General features: G+C 43.2%; 10 protein-coding genes and 4 pseudogenes. 8 read left to right on the forward strand and 6 right to left on the reverse strand.

Going from position 1 to position 17,952, the window contains the following annotated elements; genetic code table 11:
* Positions 1–88: 88 nt before the first annotated feature.
* Complete coding sequence (locus TT12_RS00280) at positions 89–1,591, forward strand: S41 family peptidase (RefSeq protein ID WP_201605009.1); 1,503 nt, start codon at positions 89–91, stop codon at positions 1,589–1,591.
* A gap of 75 nt (positions 1,592–1,666) precedes the next feature.
* Here the strand turns inward: TT12_RS00280 and TT12_RS19195 are convergent.
* From TT12_RS19195 to TT12_RS00295, 3 genes and pseudogenes are all read right to left on the reverse strand, one after another.
* Positions 1,667–3,380, reverse strand: a pseudogene (locus TT12_RS19195) (sigma 54-interacting transcriptional regulator).
* A gap of 100 nt (positions 3,381–3,480) precedes the next feature.
* Complete coding sequence (locus TT12_RS00290; RefSeq protein ID WP_045451191.1) at positions 3,481–5,274, reverse strand: sensor histidine kinase; 1,794 nt, start codon at positions 5,272–5,274, stop codon at positions 3,481–3,483.
* Between the two features lie 194 nt (positions 5,275–5,468).
* Positions 5,469–6,103 (reverse strand): annotated as a pseudogene (locus TT12_RS00295) (response regulator).
* A gap of 427 nt (positions 6,104–6,530) precedes the next feature.
* Here TT12_RS00295 and TT12_RS00300 point away from each other — a divergent pair.
* Together TT12_RS00300 and TT12_RS00305 are read left to right on the forward strand one after the other, a co-directional pair.
* The gene (locus TT12_RS00300; RefSeq protein WP_045451193.1) at positions 6,531–7,619 is read left to right on the forward strand and encodes a serine hydrolase; all 1,089 of its coding nucleotides are present in this window, start codon (positions 6,531–6,533) and stop codon (positions 7,617–7,619) included.
* 171 nt (positions 7,620–7,790) lie between these two features.
* Positions 7,791–8,459: a thiamine phosphate synthase gene (locus TT12_RS00305; RefSeq protein ID WP_045451195.1), complete on the forward strand. Its 669-nt coding sequence runs from the start codon at positions 7,791–7,793 to the stop codon at positions 8,457–8,459.
* A 49-nt stretch (positions 8,460–8,508) separates the two neighbouring features.
* Here TT12_RS00305 and TT12_RS00310 read toward each other — a convergent pair whose 3' ends face one another.
* Positions 8,509–8,838 (reverse strand): TraR/DksA family transcriptional regulator, encoded by a 330-nt coding sequence (locus TT12_RS00310; protein ID WP_045446956.1) that lies wholly within the window; start codon positions 8,836–8,838, stop codon positions 8,509–8,511.
* A gap of 355 nt (positions 8,839–9,193) precedes the next feature.
* On the opposite strand from TT12_RS00310, the gene TT12_RS00315 reads away from it, so the two are divergent.
* The 5 genes and pseudogenes from TT12_RS00315 (at position 9,194) to ruvB (ending at position 14,543) form a co-directional block, all read left to right on the forward strand.
* Positions 9,194–10,408: a phosphoglycerate kinase gene (locus TT12_RS00315; RefSeq protein WP_045451198.1), complete on the forward strand. Its 1,215-nt coding sequence runs from the start codon at positions 9,194–9,196 to the stop codon at positions 10,406–10,408.
* A 259-nt stretch (positions 10,409–10,667) separates the two neighbouring features.
* Positions 10,668–11,054, forward strand: a complete 387-nt coding sequence (locus tag TT12_RS00320) for a hypothetical protein (protein ID WP_045451201.1) — start codon at positions 10,668–10,670, stop codon at positions 11,052–11,054.
* Between the two features lie 555 nt (positions 11,055–11,609).
* Positions 11,610–12,647 carry a class II fructose-bisphosphate aldolase gene (fba, locus tag TT12_RS00325; RefSeq protein ID WP_045446949.1) on the forward strand — a complete coding sequence of 346 codons (1,038 nt, stop codon included), beginning with the start codon at positions 11,610–11,612 and terminating at the stop codon, positions 12,645–12,647.
* 93 nt (positions 12,648–12,740) lie between these two features.
* Positions 12,741–13,360 (forward strand): annotated as a pseudogene (gene ruvA / locus TT12_RS00330) (Holliday junction branch migration protein RuvA).
* 202 nt (positions 13,361–13,562) lie between these two features.
* A complete protein-coding gene (gene ruvB, locus TT12_RS00335) occupies positions 13,563–14,543 on the forward strand; it encodes a Holliday junction branch migration DNA helicase RuvB (RefSeq protein ID WP_045447074.1) in 981 nt (326 codons plus the stop codon).
* A gap of 92 nt (positions 14,544–14,635) precedes the next feature.
* Here the strand turns inward: ruvB and TT12_RS18770 are convergent.
* A pseudogene (locus TT12_RS18770) lies at positions 14,636–16,049 on the reverse strand (FAD-binding oxidoreductase).
* A 185-nt stretch (positions 16,050–16,234) separates the two neighbouring features.
* Positions 16,235–17,896, reverse strand: coding sequence for an ABC1 kinase family protein (locus TT12_RS00345; protein ID WP_045451204.1), 1,662 nt, complete (start codon positions 17,894–17,896; stop codon positions 16,235–16,237).
* Positions 17,897–17,952: the final 56 nt, after the last annotated feature.

Raw genomic sequence — 17,952 nt, forward strand, 5'->3', positions numbered from 1 at the left:
TCTTAGACTGGCTCTTGGTGCTATCTTATGAGATAAATATTCATCCATATATCTATAAAAATAATTCTATTATTAAACGAGTTCTCTTATGCGTTCTATTTATTTTATGCGCTTACCAGTAGCGAAGCGATTGGGCAAACAAGCAATGAAGGTATTCACTGCGCCGACTATTTTTAAAGCTGCATTGATGATAGGTCTGATTGGGCTCAGCACTGCTAGTATGTACGCACAAGCAGCGAGGTCACCAGCTAATGTGACCATCAATAATCCCACCGCCAGTCTACAACTGATTAGCTTAAATACCGATGAGATAGCCACAGAAGATGACACTAATAATTTATCAGATGTCGCTGATATGCTTGAGTCGGCCGACCAAGTTGACGACTCGATAGACAGTGTCGCAGATGAGAGTGCCTTGACCGATGATACGAACGAGATTGATGTCAGTATTCCACCTGAAGTTGCGCAAGTATCATTGAATGCGATTTCTCCAGAAACGCTCAAGACGTTTGTTGCGGTAGTGGATTTGGTACGCCGTGAATATGTAGATGCGGTCAATGATGAAGAGCTGTTCAATAATGCGTTGAGTGGTATGTTGACTAAGCTAGATAGTCATGCTGAATTTTTAGATGCTGAGGCTTATGAAAATTTGCGTGCCTTTACCGAAGGTGATGTGGGTGACGTCGGTATTAAAGTCAATTATCAGCCTACAGATGGCTATTGGGTGATTACAGAGGTTATTGACGCATCGCCTGCAGATAAAAAGGGCATTGCGGTTGGCGATTATTTACATCAAGTCGGTGATTTCAAACTTGATGAAGATAAAGAAAGTAACGATATCGAGCAGCTTTTGACAGGGATTGCAGGTACGCAAGTAGATGTTGTCACCTCAAAAGCTGGTCGCCGCAAACATACCACGACCTTGCAGCGTAATAACAGCCACCCTCAAACGGTCGAGGCAAGTCTCATTGACGGTATCGCTGTTATTAAGTTACCTGCCTTTCAAAATAATAGCCGTGAAAAACTCTTGGAAGGCTTGATAGATCTAGATGCACCTATTACAGGTATCTTGCTAGATATGCGTGATAATCCAGGCGGGGTGCTAACGTCGGCGGTGAGCGTAGCCAGTTTGTTTATGAGCGACACTGATGTGGTACAAGTAAAGGGTCGTCAAAGTGATACGCGTACGCTATCCACTCAAGGTCTGGCGATACTTGAATCATTGCCAGTGGTGGTGCTACAAAATCGCTATTCGGCGTCAGCGGCAGAGGTGCTTGCTAGCAGCTTACAAGCACAAAAACGTGCCACAATCGTTGGTGAAGTCAGCTATGGTAAAGGGTCGGTACAGTCAGTCATCCCACTGAATGATGAGCAGGCTGTCAAACTAACCGTCGCCAACTACATGACAGCGTCAGGCAATAAGATCGATGGAATCGGGGTAGAGCCTGATTTAACCTTATCAGGTAGTGAAAGTACATGGGAGCAGCAAGCGCTCGCTTTACTAAAAACAAAAGCACTTGATTCGGGCATTCGTTTTGTCCGAAAACCTGCCAAAGTTGATCAAGCGGTGGCAGGCAATAGGGTTCAGTAAGGCTCGCTTAAAGACAGGCTATCACGATATATCAACGTTAAAATATCATTTATCGTTATTCAAAAATAGCGAATGCTATGGCTCGAATTGATCCTCAGCTATCTCTAGTTTTTTCATGCGATAGCGTAAAGAGCGAAAAGTGGTGCCTAGTAGTTCAGCTGCTTGCGTTTTATTCCAAGCCGTTTGTTTTAGCGCGGTAATAATCAACTGTTTTTCTTGTTCTTGTAGGTAGTGTTCCAACCTTGAGAGGGTAACTGACCATCCTCTAATTTGCTTAGAATTGCTTTTTCATCACTTTCTTGCAGAATAGGTCGATGGGTGACAGATTCTTCGTGATTGTGACGGGCTGTATGGTTGGGGTTTTCTGCATGATGGCTTTCTGAACGCTGTATCATAGAAGGGTAGTGCTGAGCGTTAGTACGATAAGGGTGCAAGTTGGTCGTCACTTGCTTGACCTGTGGCGCTATAGTCTCATCCATAGATTGAATGACTTTTTCTCTATTTTCTATCGATTGAGCGACCATTTGGTTGTTTGTTTGACGCTCAGAATGTTGAGTATTATTGACAACCGCTGGTTCACTCTTCTGATCTTGAGAGACTGCGCGGTGATGGGTTATATCAATATCAGGCAAACCCAAGTGGCTGATGTCAATGTGCGGTGTCTCTGCTAGGGTTACTGCACGTTCAAGGACGTTACGCAGTTCACGAACATTGCCCGCAAAGTTATGATCTTGCAAACGTTCGCATGCCTCAACAGTGAGTATCGGTGGGTTCTCTAACTGCCATTCATCAGCAATTAATGCTAAAAAGTGCTTGGCTAATACAGGGATATCATCACGACGTGCATTGAGCGTCGGCAGTTTTAACTCAATCACATTGATACGGTAGTACAAATCTTGTCGAAACGCACCGTCTTGCACCAATTGGTTTAGATTTTTGTGGGTGGCGGACAAGATACGAATATCTACGGGAACCTCTTTGGTATCACCAATGGCTCTCACCGTTTTTTCTTGAATGGCGCGCAGTAGTTTTACCTGCATGGCTAAAGGCAAATCAGCCACTTCGTCTAAAAATAACGTGCCGCCATTGGCTTGCTGAAACAGCCCTTGCTTGTCAGCGACAGCTCCTGTAAAGCTGCCTTTTTTATGACCAAAAAACTCTGATTCCATCAGCTCTGATGGTATCGCCCCACAGTTTACTGGTACAAAGCTACCATCACGGCGTGGGCTTAAATCATGAATCAATCGGGCAACCACTTCTTTACCAGTACCCGAAGCGCCTGACAAAAATACAGGTGCTTGTGAGCGTGCTAATTTTAAAATAGTATTTTCAGTGGGTGCATCACCGCAGAATCACCAATGAGTCTACTGTCCAGCAGTTTTTGTTCGGGTGAGCATTCGGCTGTGGCTTTTGTTTCATTGTCTTGATGAATAACTTTTAAAGCATTTTCCACCAGTTGACGTAGGCGCGGTAACTCAAGAGGTTTATTCACAAAGTCAAAAGCACCAAGCTTCAATGCTTCAATGGCGAGGTCCATACTGCCGTGAGCAGTAATCACGGCAATGGGCGTACTAGAGCTATTACTGATTTCTTTTACCAACTCTAGTCCTGACCCATCAGGCAGCTTTAAATCGGTCAGACAAAAATCGTAATCATTGTCTTGCCAGTATGATCTTGCTTGTGACAGAGTATATGCTACATCACTTTTAATGCCCATTTTGGTCAAAGTAATTTGCATCAATCGGCACAGATCCACTTCGTCATCAACGACTAGCGCGGTTGTTGTCATACATCATCTCATCGTATTCAATAGCTATAAAATGGTAAAAACCAAGAGGCCTTAATGGCAAAGTATTCCATATAATATTAATACTTGGTAACGTTAATATTTATAAAATAGTGGCATTAACATTATGTTCAGTTTTATTTACATGAGTATCAGCGCCAATAGCAGGTGCTATCAAGCGAAAACAGGTTTTTTCATGTTCAGGAATATAAAGCAAACGAGTTTGGTTGGCCTCACAAAAAGCTTGTGATAAATACAGTCCTAAGCCTGTCCCTGCTTGATCTGTCGTAAAAAATGGATTGAATAAATGTTCTAAGTCTTTGGTGCTAACCCCACGACCAGCATCCAAGATATCAATTATAACATCGTTATCCGCACAATAAATCTCGATTTCCACATAGGCATGAGGGTGGGCGTAGCTACTGTAGCGCAAGCCATTGTTGATTAAATTGATTAAGACTTGCTCTAGTTGATGCGTGTCGAATGATATGGTCGGTTGTGTTTTTACGTGTAGAAAAACATCGTGTCCTTGAAAGTAATTCTCTAAAAATGTTGGCATCCAGTCTGCCAGTATAATCGACTGCTGGTTTGCAGTTTGCTGGCGAGACAATTTTAGTACATCTTCGATAATGCGATTCACGCGTTTTGTTTGTGAAAATATCATTTGATAAAGCTCATGATTCGCTGCCATATCGTCATTTGAGATAGTCGCCGTTATTGTATTATCTGCTGTATCGACTTCTAGATTGGCTTCTATAACATCTTCCATTAATAATTGGCTGGCTTGTGATATCGCTGCCAAAGGATTCCTTATTTCATGGGCGATGCTCGCCGTCAATTGCCCTAAAGAAGCCAGTTTCAATTGTTGGGCACTGGCTTGCTCGCGGCGTAAGTCCTCTAACATTATCAATTTACTGTCATCTTTTAATGGAATAATTTGTACGCGCAGTTTACCGAATATGGAAGCGTTTGCGACTGCAGGCAAATCATAAATAAAGGTACGTGATTGGCCTGCCGCTACTGACAAACAGGCTTTAAATAGCTGCGTATGTTGTTGACCAAGCTGCTGCTGAAAGTTAGATAAGAGTGCACTGCGAGTATTGTTTCGAGTATCTTTTGTATCAATAGAGGTGTTGTGCAATGATGCGGAAGGGGTGTGCGAAAGGCTAAGTAATTGGTGAGCGGCAAGGTTTGCTAAAACGATATGCTTTTTATCGATGACGATGACACCATTGACCATTTGCGTGATGACTTCTTGGTTGATGACGTTTAATCGTTCAACTTCTTTAGCGTGACTCGCTGCTACTTTCTCAAGTTGTACCAAACGCTGTGAGATGGACCAGCTCAAACCACCAACCGCCAAAAAGCTGGCTGACATGAGCAATGCGTCCCCTAAATTTGCTAAGCTCATGCTATTGGCAATGGCATAAAAGAATTGCTGATAAATGACAAAAATAATAGCGAGTAAGGTAATAATTAAGGCTTGTGAGCCGTGTAGCAACATAAAACTCGCTGCGACGACCACCATATATAGCATGGTCAACTGTAAATCAGGCGCACCCGCTGTATATAGTAATAAGCTTAATATAATGACGTCTAATACTAAACCAAAAGCTAACTGCCGCCGCATTTGATGATTAACGACATAAAACAAGCCAAGTAAAATAAGACTCAGTAGGAAATAAAAGCTAAGCGTTGTTTGTTGTAAAAAGCTTGGTAGAGAGAGGCTGTTGTCAGAGTGAGCGGTGATATATACCATCAGTAGAGAAAACAGACTAACAGCAAAGCGGTAACTGCTATAAATAAGCCCCAACCTGCGCAATTGAGGTGGAGATAGCGTGTCATCACGATGCAAATAATGAGTAACAGTAGAGACGATATTAGTAGCAGGCTTCATAGATTGACCGCAATAAGGGAACAGTTGCTAGGGCGTGTCCTCATTTTAAAAATAGGGATAAAATGAGATAAATTACAATCAAACAAGGAATATATCGTCATTAATATCGGGATATTTGACGATACTTGATAAAATTTAGCCATTTTCAGCCCATGTAGATGTCCATCAATTGAACTGAGGACACGCCTAATGAGTTATGGCTGAATTAGACCATGACGAATGGCCAAATGTGTTAACTTCACATCGCTATCAACCCCAACTTTCTCATAAATACGATAGCGGTAAGTGTTGATGGTTTTGACACTCACAAATAGCTGATCAGCGATTTGCTGCGGGCTTTGACAGTTAACGACCATCATTGCCACCTGTTTTTCGCGATCACTCAGTAAGTCAAAAGGTGAGTTGGCATTATCTGACAACAAAACATCAGCCAGTTGCTCAGCGACATCTTGGCTAAAATAACGACCACCTTGATAGATTTTTTTGACAGCGCGAATCATCTCATCGAGCGGCGTGCCCTTCGTAATATAGCCATTGACCCCCGCTTTGATAAGCATCGAAGGATACGGCTGCGCTGACATACTGCTGACGGCCAATATTTTGATACCCATATCCAGCTGAATTAAGCGTTTGGTTGCTTCAAGCCCACCAATATTAGGCATATTGACATCAAGCAAAACCACATCAGGCGCAATTGTTTGGCCAATTTGATGGCCATGTCACCACTGTCCGCTTCGCCGATTACTTCAATATCGATACTATCTGACAACATGCGGCTAATACCCATTCTCACCAAATCATGATCATCTACTACCAGTACTTTAATCATAACGATACTCTTTATTGTTTGTCAGAATGAAGGCTTTTATTGACGCTAAATGACAAAAAATAAAATCATTAGAGTCGTTTTTTTAGTTTTGGAAAAAAATAAAATATTGCTAATCTTTTAGATAGATACCATTGTTTTATATAACAAAAAACGAATAATTACAGTGTTCAAAGTTAAGATATATTGCTGAAATGTGAGTCAATGTTTCTGTAATATAAAGTGGTTGTAGTAAAATTTGAATTACACCAAAATAAATTATTAAATCAGCTTGATACATTAAACTTAAATGCAAACCATGATACACTAAAAATACAAAAACTCTATACGAGTACTTATAAACCCATTCATAAACGCTACGTACGTTGTTGCTATTGGTTAGTATGTAACTGATTCTCTAATTAACAGCATCGTGACAGCAGGAGGCATAATGAAGCAACTACCATTAACCAAACAGCAATTAATCGCTGCTATGATTTCATTGAGTTTGGGCAGTGTTGCACAAGCCGCACTTACTATTAATGGTAGCGCTGACACTAGCTCTAGTGCTCGCATGAGTTGGGGCGGTGCCGATAGTTTGTCTGAAGCACGCAATATTATGTACAAATCCAAAGGCTCAGCTATCAAGAAAGTTGATAGTGGCAATGGTACGACCAGTATCACCAACGCCAATAGCTTCGGTAGTAGTAATAACAGTTACAATAGCAGTAATAGCTACAATACAACGTATCGTGGCTCATTTGGTAGCAGTAACATGATACCGATCAGCACTGATTCGCGTAGTGTCGCGGTCATCGATGCTGAAACGGGTGAATCTATTTATGAAAAAGATGCTGACATTGCACGCCCAATGGCCAGTATCTCTAAAGTGATGACGGCCATGGTCGTATTGGATGCTGGTCTCGATATGCGTGAAGAGCTCACACTCGATCCAGAAGATTTCGTCGGCCCTAAGCGAGCCAGCTCTAACCTTAAATCAGGCGATCGTTTGAATCGTGCCGAGATGTTGCTCATGGCATTGATGAAATCAGAAAACCCAGCAGCAAAGAGTTTAGCGCGTAATTATCCAGGTGGCTATACCGCCTTTATACGTGCCATGAATCGTAAAGCTCAAGATCTGGGTATGACCACAGCTTTCTTTGGTGATCCAACGGGTCTTGATAAGCGCAACGTCGCTTCATCAAACGACTTGGTTAAAATGGTTCGCGCGGCGGGCAACTATGACGTGATTCGTCGTTTCTCGACCACCAAGAGCTATGACTTTTATGTGTCTAACTACTCAAGTGGTAACCGTACTTATAAAGCCAATAACACCAGTAGCTTGGTTCGTGCCGGTGATTATCCAATTGGTATCTCAAAAACAGGTTTCATCAATGAAGCTGGTCGTTGTGTGGTCATGGAAACGCGTGTGAATAACCGTCCAGCAATTATCGTCATCTTAGGAGCGAACAGCTCAGCTACACGTTGGGGTGATGCCAAAAATATTCTAAACAGTCTAGCGACACGCCGCACGGTATAACCTTACTGTTTTAGCATTTATAAAAAGGCTGTTATTCGATATAACAGCCTTTTTATTGTATTGAATTTAAAGTGTGTCTTCAATTTAATCAATGGACTTCTACATGGGCTAAAAATTTATCTCATTTTTATCTCCATTTTTAAAATGAGGACACACTCTAGGAAAAATAACATGACTCAAACATCGACTGTTATATCAGCACCAAAGCTATATTTACTGACCAATGACGATGAGTTTGCGCTGCTGTATCGCAAATTAGAAGCAGCACTAGCAACAGGATTCATTGCGCTGTTACAAATTCGTCGCAAGCAGATATTGGCGCTACCTGATGGTGAGTCTCGTCTATACGAAGAGGCTAGACAAATAGTTGAGTTGGCGAAAGCGTACAGCGTACCAGTCGTCATCAATGACAATATTAAACTGGCTGCCAAGCTCGGCGTTGGTGTGCATTTGGGTCAACAAGATGGCGAAGTCACTGATGCTAAGGACGAACTACATGCCAACCAAATGATCGGACGCACTTGTCATGGCAAGATAGAACTGGTTGAAGAAGCAAAAAATGAGGGCGTAAGCTATGCCGCTATGGGTGCGATTTTTACCTCAAATACAAAACCTAACGCCAATATTATCTCGCGCCAGCAGCTTATAGATGGCTGTCAGCAAAATATAGCGATATGTGTCATAGGTGGCTTGACGGCAGAAAATATCACCGAACTGGCAGGTTTGCCGATTACTTACGTGGCGGTCGTTGGCGATATTATGGATTTACCTGTGGATCAAATCGCTGCGCGCTGTAAACAATGGCAGCAGGCATTCTCTCAATGGAAAACGCCTGCTTGACCACTGGAACTTTGGTTTAGAAGGGATGTTTTAGAGTAAAAATGAGTCGTTATTCAGCATGTTCCATACATAGGGTAGCGTAAGGTAGTGCTTGTAAGCGCTGTTCTTCAATTTGCTCACCGCAGACTTCACATTTACCATAAGTCCCATTTTCAATACGACTTAGTGCATTTTCGACATAGATCAAACTTTGACGGGCTTCAACCATCAAATTTGTACGCATGTCGTTTTGACGATAAGAGATGGCTTGGTCTTCCCAATGCTCATTGAGGTCGTCTTGCGGGTTTTGGATATGATCTTCAATTTTATCGATACGAGTCTCATATTCTTCTTTAAGGGTTAGTAGGTTTTGTTTGGCAGCTTGGAGGTCGATACTCATTGGGTTCTCCTAATGGATTATTTTTATTGTAGGTATTATTTATTATCAGTGCTAATAGCATCTTAAACAGCTTTATTACTAAGTGCCACCACGAAATGTTACTGATTTTTATTAAAATTTAGCCATTTGTATTATTTTTATCCTCATTTTCAAAATGAGGACACGCCCGAGTAAAATTTAATAGTGCGTTCTTTATGAGCACTTGCTAGAAAACTGCTAGAATACACCGCCTCAAATTCTTGCTTGGTTGCTTTTATACAGCCACAGACAAGAGCAGCCGATTTGATAAATATTTTCAGTAATGAGTAAAGAGCCAACCGATAGATTAACAAGAGATGATGCATAGGAGCAGGTAATGAATTTTTTGCGTATGAGTGAGCTGAGCTTAACGGATAAAGTGGTGTTGATTCGTGAAGATCTCAATGTGCCTATTAAAAACGGTAAAGTCGCCAGTGATGCACGCCTGCAAGCCAGCTTGCCTACGATTAAGATGGCGTTAGAAAAAGGCGCGGCCGTTATAGTTTGTTCACACTTAGGTCGTCCAACTGAAGGCAGTCCTGAGTCGATATATTCGCTAGCACCAGTTGCTGAGTATTTAAGCGATAAATTAGCCACACAACTTTCAACGCCCGTTAGCTTAAACAATGACTACCTTACTAAAGGCGTGGCAATTCAAGCAGGCGAGGTCATGCTATTAGAAAACGTGCGCTTTAATCAGGGCGAAAAGAAAAACGATGCGGATTTAGCACAGAAATACGCTGATTTATGCGATGTATTCGTGATGGATGCATTTGGCACCGCACATCGTGCGCAGGCCTCAACAGAAGGCATTACCCAAGCTATGCATCGAGCAGGAAAAACAGCTTGTGCAGGACCTTTATTGGCGGCTGAGCTTGATGCGTTAAGCTTGGCACTTGAGACCCCAGCACAGCCAATGTTGGCAATCGTTGGTGGTTCCAAAGTATCGACAAAGCTAGAAGTGCTGCACAGTTTGTCTGAATTATGCTCGCAGATTATCGTTGGTGGCGGTATTGCAAACACCTTCCTAGCGGCGCAAGGTCATAGCGTTGGTGCGTCACTGTATGAAGCGGACTTGGTTGAGACAGCTCGTGACATTATGACTAAGACTGAAATTTTATTACCTGAGTATGTTGTCGTTGCTGATAAAAATGAGATTGATTTTGCTGACTTCACGGGCTCATTACAACAAGCCACTGCGACCATCAAATCTGTCGATGCGATTGGCGAAAATGACATGATATTGGACATCGCTCCAGAAAGTGCTAAGCAATTAGCGGATGCTATTATCAACGCAAAAACCATTTTATGGAATGGTCCGGTCGGTGTTTTTGAAGTCGATGCTTTTGGTCAGGGCACACAAATCATAGCAAGTGCCGTTAAAAACAGCGAAGGATTTTCGATCGCTGGTGGTGGTGATACGCTTGCTGCAATTGATAAATATCAAGTGGCAGATGGCGTTAGCTACATGTCAACAGGTGGTGGCGCATTTTTAGAGTTTGTAGAAGGCAAGGTATTGCCTGCGGTTGCTGCTCTACAGATTGATGCGTAACGCTTTAACGATATTTAGCAGATGAGTAACATTAGCCGTACAATTTAGCCTCACCATCTCATGTACGCTGTATCAATAATATTTTGGCTACTATTCTTATGTTATTGTTTTAAGAGAAATAAGAATCAGTGGCCACTCATTATTATTAAGTAGTAATTATTTGTTTCTATACTGAAAATTATGATTGCATGTCTAATTTGCACTCTATAAAATAGCGCAAATCATGTATTTGACATGCTTTATTTATGAGGGATTTATTATGTTAAAACGCCATTTATTACTTGCTAGCGTACTTGCTGGTACTTTTGCAATCACTGCATGTAGCCAACAAACAGAAGAGAACGCCGAAGCTGCTGTTGAGTCTGCTGGTGATGATGTTGCTGCTAACGCTGATACTGCCGCTGCTGAAACAGAAGCCGCTGCTGTTGAAGCTGAAGTTGCTGCAAAAGATGCTGGTACTGAAGTTGCCGAAGGCGCTGAAACTGCCGGTGTTGCTGCTACAGATGCACTAAAAAACACTGGTGAAGCAGTTGTGGTAGGCGCAAATGAAGCCGTTGCCAAAACTGCTGAAGTGGTTGCCGATGGCGCATCTGCTGTTGAGAATAAAGCCAGTGAAAACGCAGTAGAAGCAGAACAACAGTACTAATCATCAATACATAAGCAACTGAACCTAAGCCATTGATCTACTAATTTGTTGATTGATGAATAGCTTATTAAGCTGTTGGTTGCAGATATTGATTGCTGTATAAGCCCTCAAAATATTTAAAAAGCTTTGGTGATAGCCAAGGCTTTTTTGTATTTAAAATCATAATCTAGAGGTTAGGGTGTGTCCTCATCTTTAGCGCATTTAAATATCCATTGATTGAATTGAGGGCAGGCCTTAGTCAGTCAAAAATATGATGCACAAGGTTTATCCGTTTTTTCAATTAGCTGCGTATCATATGGAACTTATCAAATTGTTTTATGAAACTCGCTATCATTCTGTTTTATGAATCAAGCAAAGAAAGAAATAGTCGGTTAACCGCTACGAAGCGCTGGCAATTTTTGCTATAATCACGGCGTAATAATTACGATCAAAAAACACCAGTTTTTTGCTGGTCTGACTATTATCAGGCTAGGGTTTTAGGGCAATTGTTGCAACATCGTATTTTTAAGAATGATTTCTTAATATCATATTCAAAATTTAATCAGAGAGCGTCTTATGGCTTTAATATCGTTACGTCAACTTCTAGATCATGCCGCCGAAAATAACTACGGTGTCCCTGCTTACAATGTCAATAATTTAGAGCAGATGCGTGCAATCATGATGGCAGCCGACGCCTGTGATTCTCCTGTTATCGTACAGGCTAGTGCTGGTGCACGCAGTTATGCAGGCTCTGCATTTTTGCGTCATCTGATTATTGCTGCTATCGAAGAGTGGCCACATATTCCAGTCGTTATGCATCAAGATCATGGTATGTCACCAGCGATTTGCCAACGCTCAATTCAGCTTGGCTTTTCATCAGTGATGATGGACGGCTCGCTCGGTGAAGACGGTAAAACGCCAATGGATTATGATTACAATGCCAGCGTGACTCGCGAAGTTGTCAAGATGGCACACGCATGCGGTGTTTCAGTAGAAGGTGAAATTGGTTGCTTAGGTAGTCTTGAGACTGGTATGGCTGGTGAAGAAGACGGCTCTGGCGCAGAAGGCGTATTAGATCACGAGCAGCTATTGACCAGTGCTGATGAAGCAGAACAGTTCGTTAAAGACACCAACGTCGATGCGTTAGCCATTGCTATCGGTACCAGTCATGGTGCGTATAAATTCACCCGTCCACCGACAGGCGACATCCTATCGATTGAGCGTGTCAAAGAGATTCATGCCCGTATTCCTAACACCCATTTGGTCATGCATGGCTCGTCATCAGTGCCGCAAGAGTGGCTAAAAGTTATCAATGAAAATGGTGGCAACATCGGTGAGACTTATGGTGTACCGGTTGAGCAAATCGTTGAAGCGATTAAGCATGGTGTGCGTAAAGTAAATATCGATACCGATTTACGTTTGGCATCAACGGGCGCTATTCGTAAATTCCTTGCAGAAAACCCTAGCGAATTTGATCCGCGTAAATACTTCAAAGCCTCTATGGTTGCGATGTCAGATATCTGTACCAATCGTTTCGAAGCCTTTGGCTCAGCTGGGCAAGCGCATAAAATTCGTCCAATCAGCCTTGAAGGTATGGTCGATTTTTATAAATAAGCGTTGCAACAAGATATGCTTATTTAATAGCATTTATCATTAAATAGCAGCTCAGTTCATTTTTTATATCAGCTCTAATAGAGGTAGTGGATTATGATTGGATTGATTAGTGGTCAAGTGCAGTATTTGATGGCACCGACTGCCTGTGTCATGACTACCTCTGGTGTCGGCTACGATATAGAGCTGCCGCTACCGTCATTTTGCCAGTTGCGTCTCAATGAGCAGGCGAGTATTTGGACGCACTTTCATGTGCGCGAAGATGCGCAGCTGCTTTATGGTTTTATCGATCGCAAAGAGCGTGACGTCTTTCGGCAATTGATCAAGATTAATGGCGTTGGGGCAAAAATGGCGTTAGCAATGCTGTCTGCGATGTCAGCTGCTGAGCTAAAGATGCATGTCGAGCAAGAGTCAGAGACGGCATTAACCCGTATTCCGGGTATCGGTAAAAAACAGCGCAGCGCTTATTGATTGAGCTAAAAGATAAGCTGAAAAATATCGAAGTCGATAGCAGTCATTTAGAGTTTGCCATGCAACCTGCTGAGGTGTCTCACGAGGGCAGCATCATCGCTGAGGTAGAAGGCGCGTTGATTAGCTTGGGCTATAAAGAAAGAGAGGCACAGCAAGCGATTAAAGCTGCTAAGAGTAATGGTAATACCTTTGCCGATACGCAAGGTTTACTAAAAGCCACATTGCAACAGTTGTCAGGATTTTGATTCATATAGCTCACTACCCTTGATAAGTATCAATAAGTCTTAAACAGATAAGCGACATTCATTGTCGCTTATTTTCGTTTTAGGCTGTGCTTTATTTAGTAGCTGCTTTATGATGTTTTGCATGACTTATACGTAGCGTTTGGTTATGCTATTTATACCTATTCTTTAAAGATAATGATTTAATATAATGATAAAACCTATGATGCAAGATCGTTTGATTAATCCATTCGAAGGGGCAGGCGATGCGCCTGATTCTAATATTCGACCGGCATTACTGGCTGAATATATTGGTCAGCCAGTGGTACGTGAGCAGATGGAAGTATTTATTGGCGCAGCGCGTGGTCGGGGTGAGGCATTAGATCATACTTTGATTTTTGGTCCGCCTGGTCTTGGAAAAACGACGCTTGCCAATATTATTGCTCGTGAAATGGGCGGTAATCTGCGTTCTACATCTGGCCCTGTCCTTGAGCGTCCGGGTGATTTGGCAGCGATGTTAACCAATTTGGAAGAAGGTGACGTGCTCTTTATCGATGAGATCCATCGTTTGAGCTCCGTTATTGAAGAGATACTGTATCCCGCTATGGAAGATTTTCAGCTGGATATTATGATTGGTGAAGGGCCTGCGGCACGCTCTATCAAGCTGGATTTACCGCCGTTTACCTTGGTTGCGGCAACCACGCGAGCAGGATTATTGACCTCACCACTGCGTGATCGTTTCGGCATTGTGCAGCGGCTCGAATTTTATAATATTGCTGATCTGACCACGATTGTGAGTCGTGCCGCCCGTTTGATGCGTGTACCGATGAGTGAAGATGGCGCGGTGGAGATTGCTCGCCGTGCGCGTGGTACGCCAAGGATTGCCAATCGTTTATTACGCCGTGTACGTGATTATGCTGAAGTGAGAGGCGACGGTAGTATCAATGGCGCGATTGCGGGCAGTGCGCTCGATATGCTGGCAGTTGATAGACGTGGTCTTGATCATTTGGACAGACGTTATATTGAGATATTGCACGAACGTTTTGATGGTGGTCCAGCTGGCGTTGAAGCGGTAGCAGCAGCAATGGCTGAAGATCGCGGTACGCTTGAGGATGTGATTGAGCCATATCTTATTCAGCAAGGCTATGTATTACGTACCGCACGTGGACGCGTACTGACCCAAATGGCGATTGACCAGATGTTATGAAATTAGCCTAAAAAATACCCCTACGTTTAATACTCTAGTTAAACGTAGGGGTATTTTTTAGGCTTTGATTTCTTATAAGCACTATTCAACAGTTAAACAGTGGGTAAAGCCTCAGGCCATATTTTACCTGGATTTAAGATATTTTTAGGGTCAAGGGCTGATTTAATCGCTTGCATCATACTAAGGCGTTACCGTGTTCTTGCTGCATATATTTTTGTTTGCCTTGCCCGATACCATGCTCACCTGTACAAGTACCATCCATTTCAATAGCGCGGGTAGCTAAGCGGCTGATAATGCCGTCAGCGGTAGCGATTTCTTCAGGATTTTCGGTATCGACCAATAACAAAACATGAAAATTACCATCGCCAACATGACCAACGATAGGCCCAATCATACCCGATGCTTCGATATCTTTTGCTGTTGCACTGACGCATTCTGCTAATCGTGAAATGGGCACACAAGCATCCGTCGATAAGGCGCTGGCTTCAGGACGTAGAGCAGAGCTGGCATGATAAGCGTTATGCCGTGCTTGCCACAGACGTTTGCGCTCGGCTTCATTGGTATCCCAAGCAAAGTCACGACCGCCGAATTCTTCGATAATATCCGTAAACAGTTGAGCTTGTTCAGCGACGCTGGCATCTGTGCCGTGAAACTCTACAAATAGGGTAGCGTCTCATCTAGATCAAGATTGGCATATTGATTACAGGCTTTAATTTGCATGGCATCAAGTAGCTCAATGCGCGCAATCGGCAAGCACATTTGAATGGTCAGCATCACTGCCTGACAGGCATCCTCAATCGTTGGGAAATGGCAAATACCGCTACCAATACACTCGCTGATGCCGAACAGTTTAAGTGTGACTTCGGTGACGATACCAAGTGTCTCTTCTGAGCCGATCATTAATCTCGTCAAGTCATAACCCGCTGCAGATTTTTTGGCACGGGTACCAGTGCGGACAATCTCTCCACTCGCGGTGACTATCTCAAGCGCGAGTACCACGTCTTTCATCGTGCCATAGCGTACCGCATTGGTGCCTGAAGCGCGAGTGGCGACCATACCGCCGATACTGGCATTGGCACCCGGATCTATTGGAAAAAACAGTCCTGTATCACGTAAATAGTGATTGAGCTGCTCACGTGTGACACCTGGTTGTACGGTCACTGTCAGATCTTCATTATGTACCTGCAATATTCCATCCATCGCGTGCATATCGATGCATAATCCACCATATGGCGCATTTAATTGACCTTCTAAGGATGAGCCAATACCAAATGCAATCACTGGCATTTGATACTGATTGCAAATCTCCACCGCAGCTGCTACCTCGTGCTTATCTTGTACTGTCAAGACGGCATCGGGTGGCTGATTGGCAAGCCACGTCATCGTATGCCCATGCTGCTCACGTACCGTTATATTGGTAGTAAGTTGTTTACCGAAACGAGTTTGTAAGGCAGCAATAGCCTCGCTGTGGTCTTTTTTAGCAATTGATATTTTAGCGGTAGACATGGGTGACTCCTATACAGGGCGTCTTTTTTAACGACACAATGAGAAATGAGGCAATGTAAAAACTAAGCTCTCACTCACTTTAAATATCACTAAAAAGCAATGAAAGTGAGTGAGAGCTTATTGAATAAAAATTAGATAGTAATGGCTATTAACCAATACTTATTTTTATTAAAAATAACAGAGCGTTAGGCTAAAATACGCCAAACGACAACCAAAATAGCCAATATATAAAAGATAGGCGAGAGCCAGCCAACAACCTGTATTGCAATGGCAATGAAAATGGCAAAGCCAGCAAGCGCCAGCCAATCTCGGCGGCGATCATTAAGCATATCCGCACGAATTTGTTGTATTTCTCGCAGCTGACTGTCTTGACGTGATCCTTGTGAGGCAAGGCTTTGTAAGCCTTGATCCAATAGCTTTGGAATATCAGTCGTCGATAATAAAATCTCTGGTAACTGCTGGCGTAAATGTTGTAAATTACGCATCGGATCGAGCTGCTCTTTAATCCAGCTGCTTAAAATCGGCTTGGCAAGTGACCAGATATCAAGGTCAGGATACAAGTCGCGACCAAGCCCTTCGACATGAACCAAGGTCTTCAATAGCAGCATTAATTGCGGCGGGATACTCATATGGTGACGACGGGCGATATCTAAAATCTGCATCAAGACACCAGCAAAGTCGATATCATTAATGGATTTTTGCAGCATTGGACCAACCGTGCGTTTCATATCGCGCATCAGGGCATGCTTATCTGTATTTGGTGGAATCCAACCTGCACGGCTGACGATATCAACCATCGCCGTAAAGTTGTTATTCATCACCGCCAACAGCATGCGCGCCACAATGAGCTGATCGTCTTTTGATAGCGTACCCATGATGGCGCAATCAAGCCCGATATAGCGCGGCTCGTGCCCTAAGTCAACCGCTGCCATATCGGCAGTGAGCGTTTTAACCGGTGGCGTCTCTACAAAGACATTACCCGGATGCATATCGGCATGAAAGAAGTTATCGCGGAATACTTGGGTAAAAAAGATCGTTAAGCCTTTTTCTGCTAGTGCTGCTCGGTCATAACCAAGTTGATCAAACACTGCAACTTGCGAGATAGGAACGCCTTGGATACGCTCCATGACCATCACATTTTTGGCAGAATCATAGACTTCTGGTACATACATCAATGCCGAACCCAAGAAGTTGTTGCGCATCTGAGTGGTATTGTCTGCCTCTAAGGTCAAATCCAACTCGTTTAACATCACTTGGCGATAGTCTTCGACAATATCGATGATATGAATGGCACGTGCCGCTTCAATACGCGCTGATGCCCAATTGGCCAGCTCACGTAGTAGCTCAAAATCAGCAATGATGGTGGTGCGGATATCAGGACGCACCACTTTTACCACCACTTCACGACCATCATGCAGCGCAGCAGTATGTACTTGGGCAATCGAAGCCGCCGCTAGAGGTTTGACATCAAAGCGTGCGAACAAGGTGCCAATCGATTGACCAAGACCGTGTTTAGGGTCTTGGATTTGGGTAATGGCCACATCAGAATTGAAAGGTTTGACTTTATCTTGTAGCTGAACCAATTGCTCGATAATCTCAGGCGGCACTAAATCGCGACGCGTTGACAGCAGTTGGCCAAGCTTTAAAAACAGCGTGCCCATGTCTTCAAGCGCATATTTAATCGCATTGGGTTGGTGTTTTTTACCCCACGCCGCTGGATGCAGGCGAATCAAACGCGCCAAAGGTTGCAGCTGTGGCACGTCTTCGATAGAAAGATGAGTATCGATGCGATAAGTTGCGGCGATACGCCAAAGCTCAAGTAAACGGGCGCGATGAGATAATAGCATGAGGTATGGGTACTCTAAAGAAAGTCGAAAATAGGGTGGGCACTGCACTTATTTAT

This window comes from Psychrobacter sp. JCM 18903, assembly GCF_000586475.1.
GTDB lineage: Bacteria > Pseudomonadota > Gammaproteobacteria > Pseudomonadales > Moraxellaceae > Psychrobacter.

Coding starts and splice junctions, on each gene's coding strand:
- TT12_RS00280 (WP_201605009.1), top strand. CDS start 89: ATGCGTTCTATTTATTTTATGCGCTTACCAGTAGCGAAGCGATTGGGC.
- TT12_RS00290 (WP_045451191.1), bottom strand. CDS start 5,274: ATGAAGCCTGCTACTAATATCGTCTCTACTGTTACTCATTATTTGCAT.
- TT12_RS00300 (WP_045451193.1), top strand. CDS start 6,531: ATGAAGCAACTACCATTAACCAAACAGCAATTAATCGCTGCTATGATT.
- TT12_RS00305 (WP_045451195.1), top strand. CDS start 7,791: ATGACTCAAACATCGACTGTTATATCAGCACCAAAGCTATATTTACTG.
- TT12_RS00310 (WP_045446956.1), bottom strand. CDS start 8,838: ATGAGTATCGACCTCCAAGCTGCCAAACAAAACCTACTAACCCTTAAA.
- TT12_RS00315 (WP_045451198.1), top strand. CDS start 9,194: ATGAATTTTTTGCGTATGAGTGAGCTGAGCTTAACGGATAAAGTGGTG.
- TT12_RS00320 (WP_045451201.1), top strand. CDS start 10,668: ATGTTAAAACGCCATTTATTACTTGCTAGCGTACTTGCTGGTACTTTT.
- fba (WP_045446949.1), top strand. CDS start 11,610: ATGGCTTTAATATCGTTACGTCAACTTCTAGATCATGCCGCCGAAAAT.
- ruvB (WP_045447074.1), top strand. CDS start 13,563: ATGCAAGATCGTTTGATTAATCCATTCGAAGGGGCAGGCGATGCGCCT.
- TT12_RS00345 (WP_045451204.1), bottom strand. CDS start 17,896: ATGCTATTATCTCATCGCGCCCGTTTACTTGAGCTTTGGCGTATCGCC.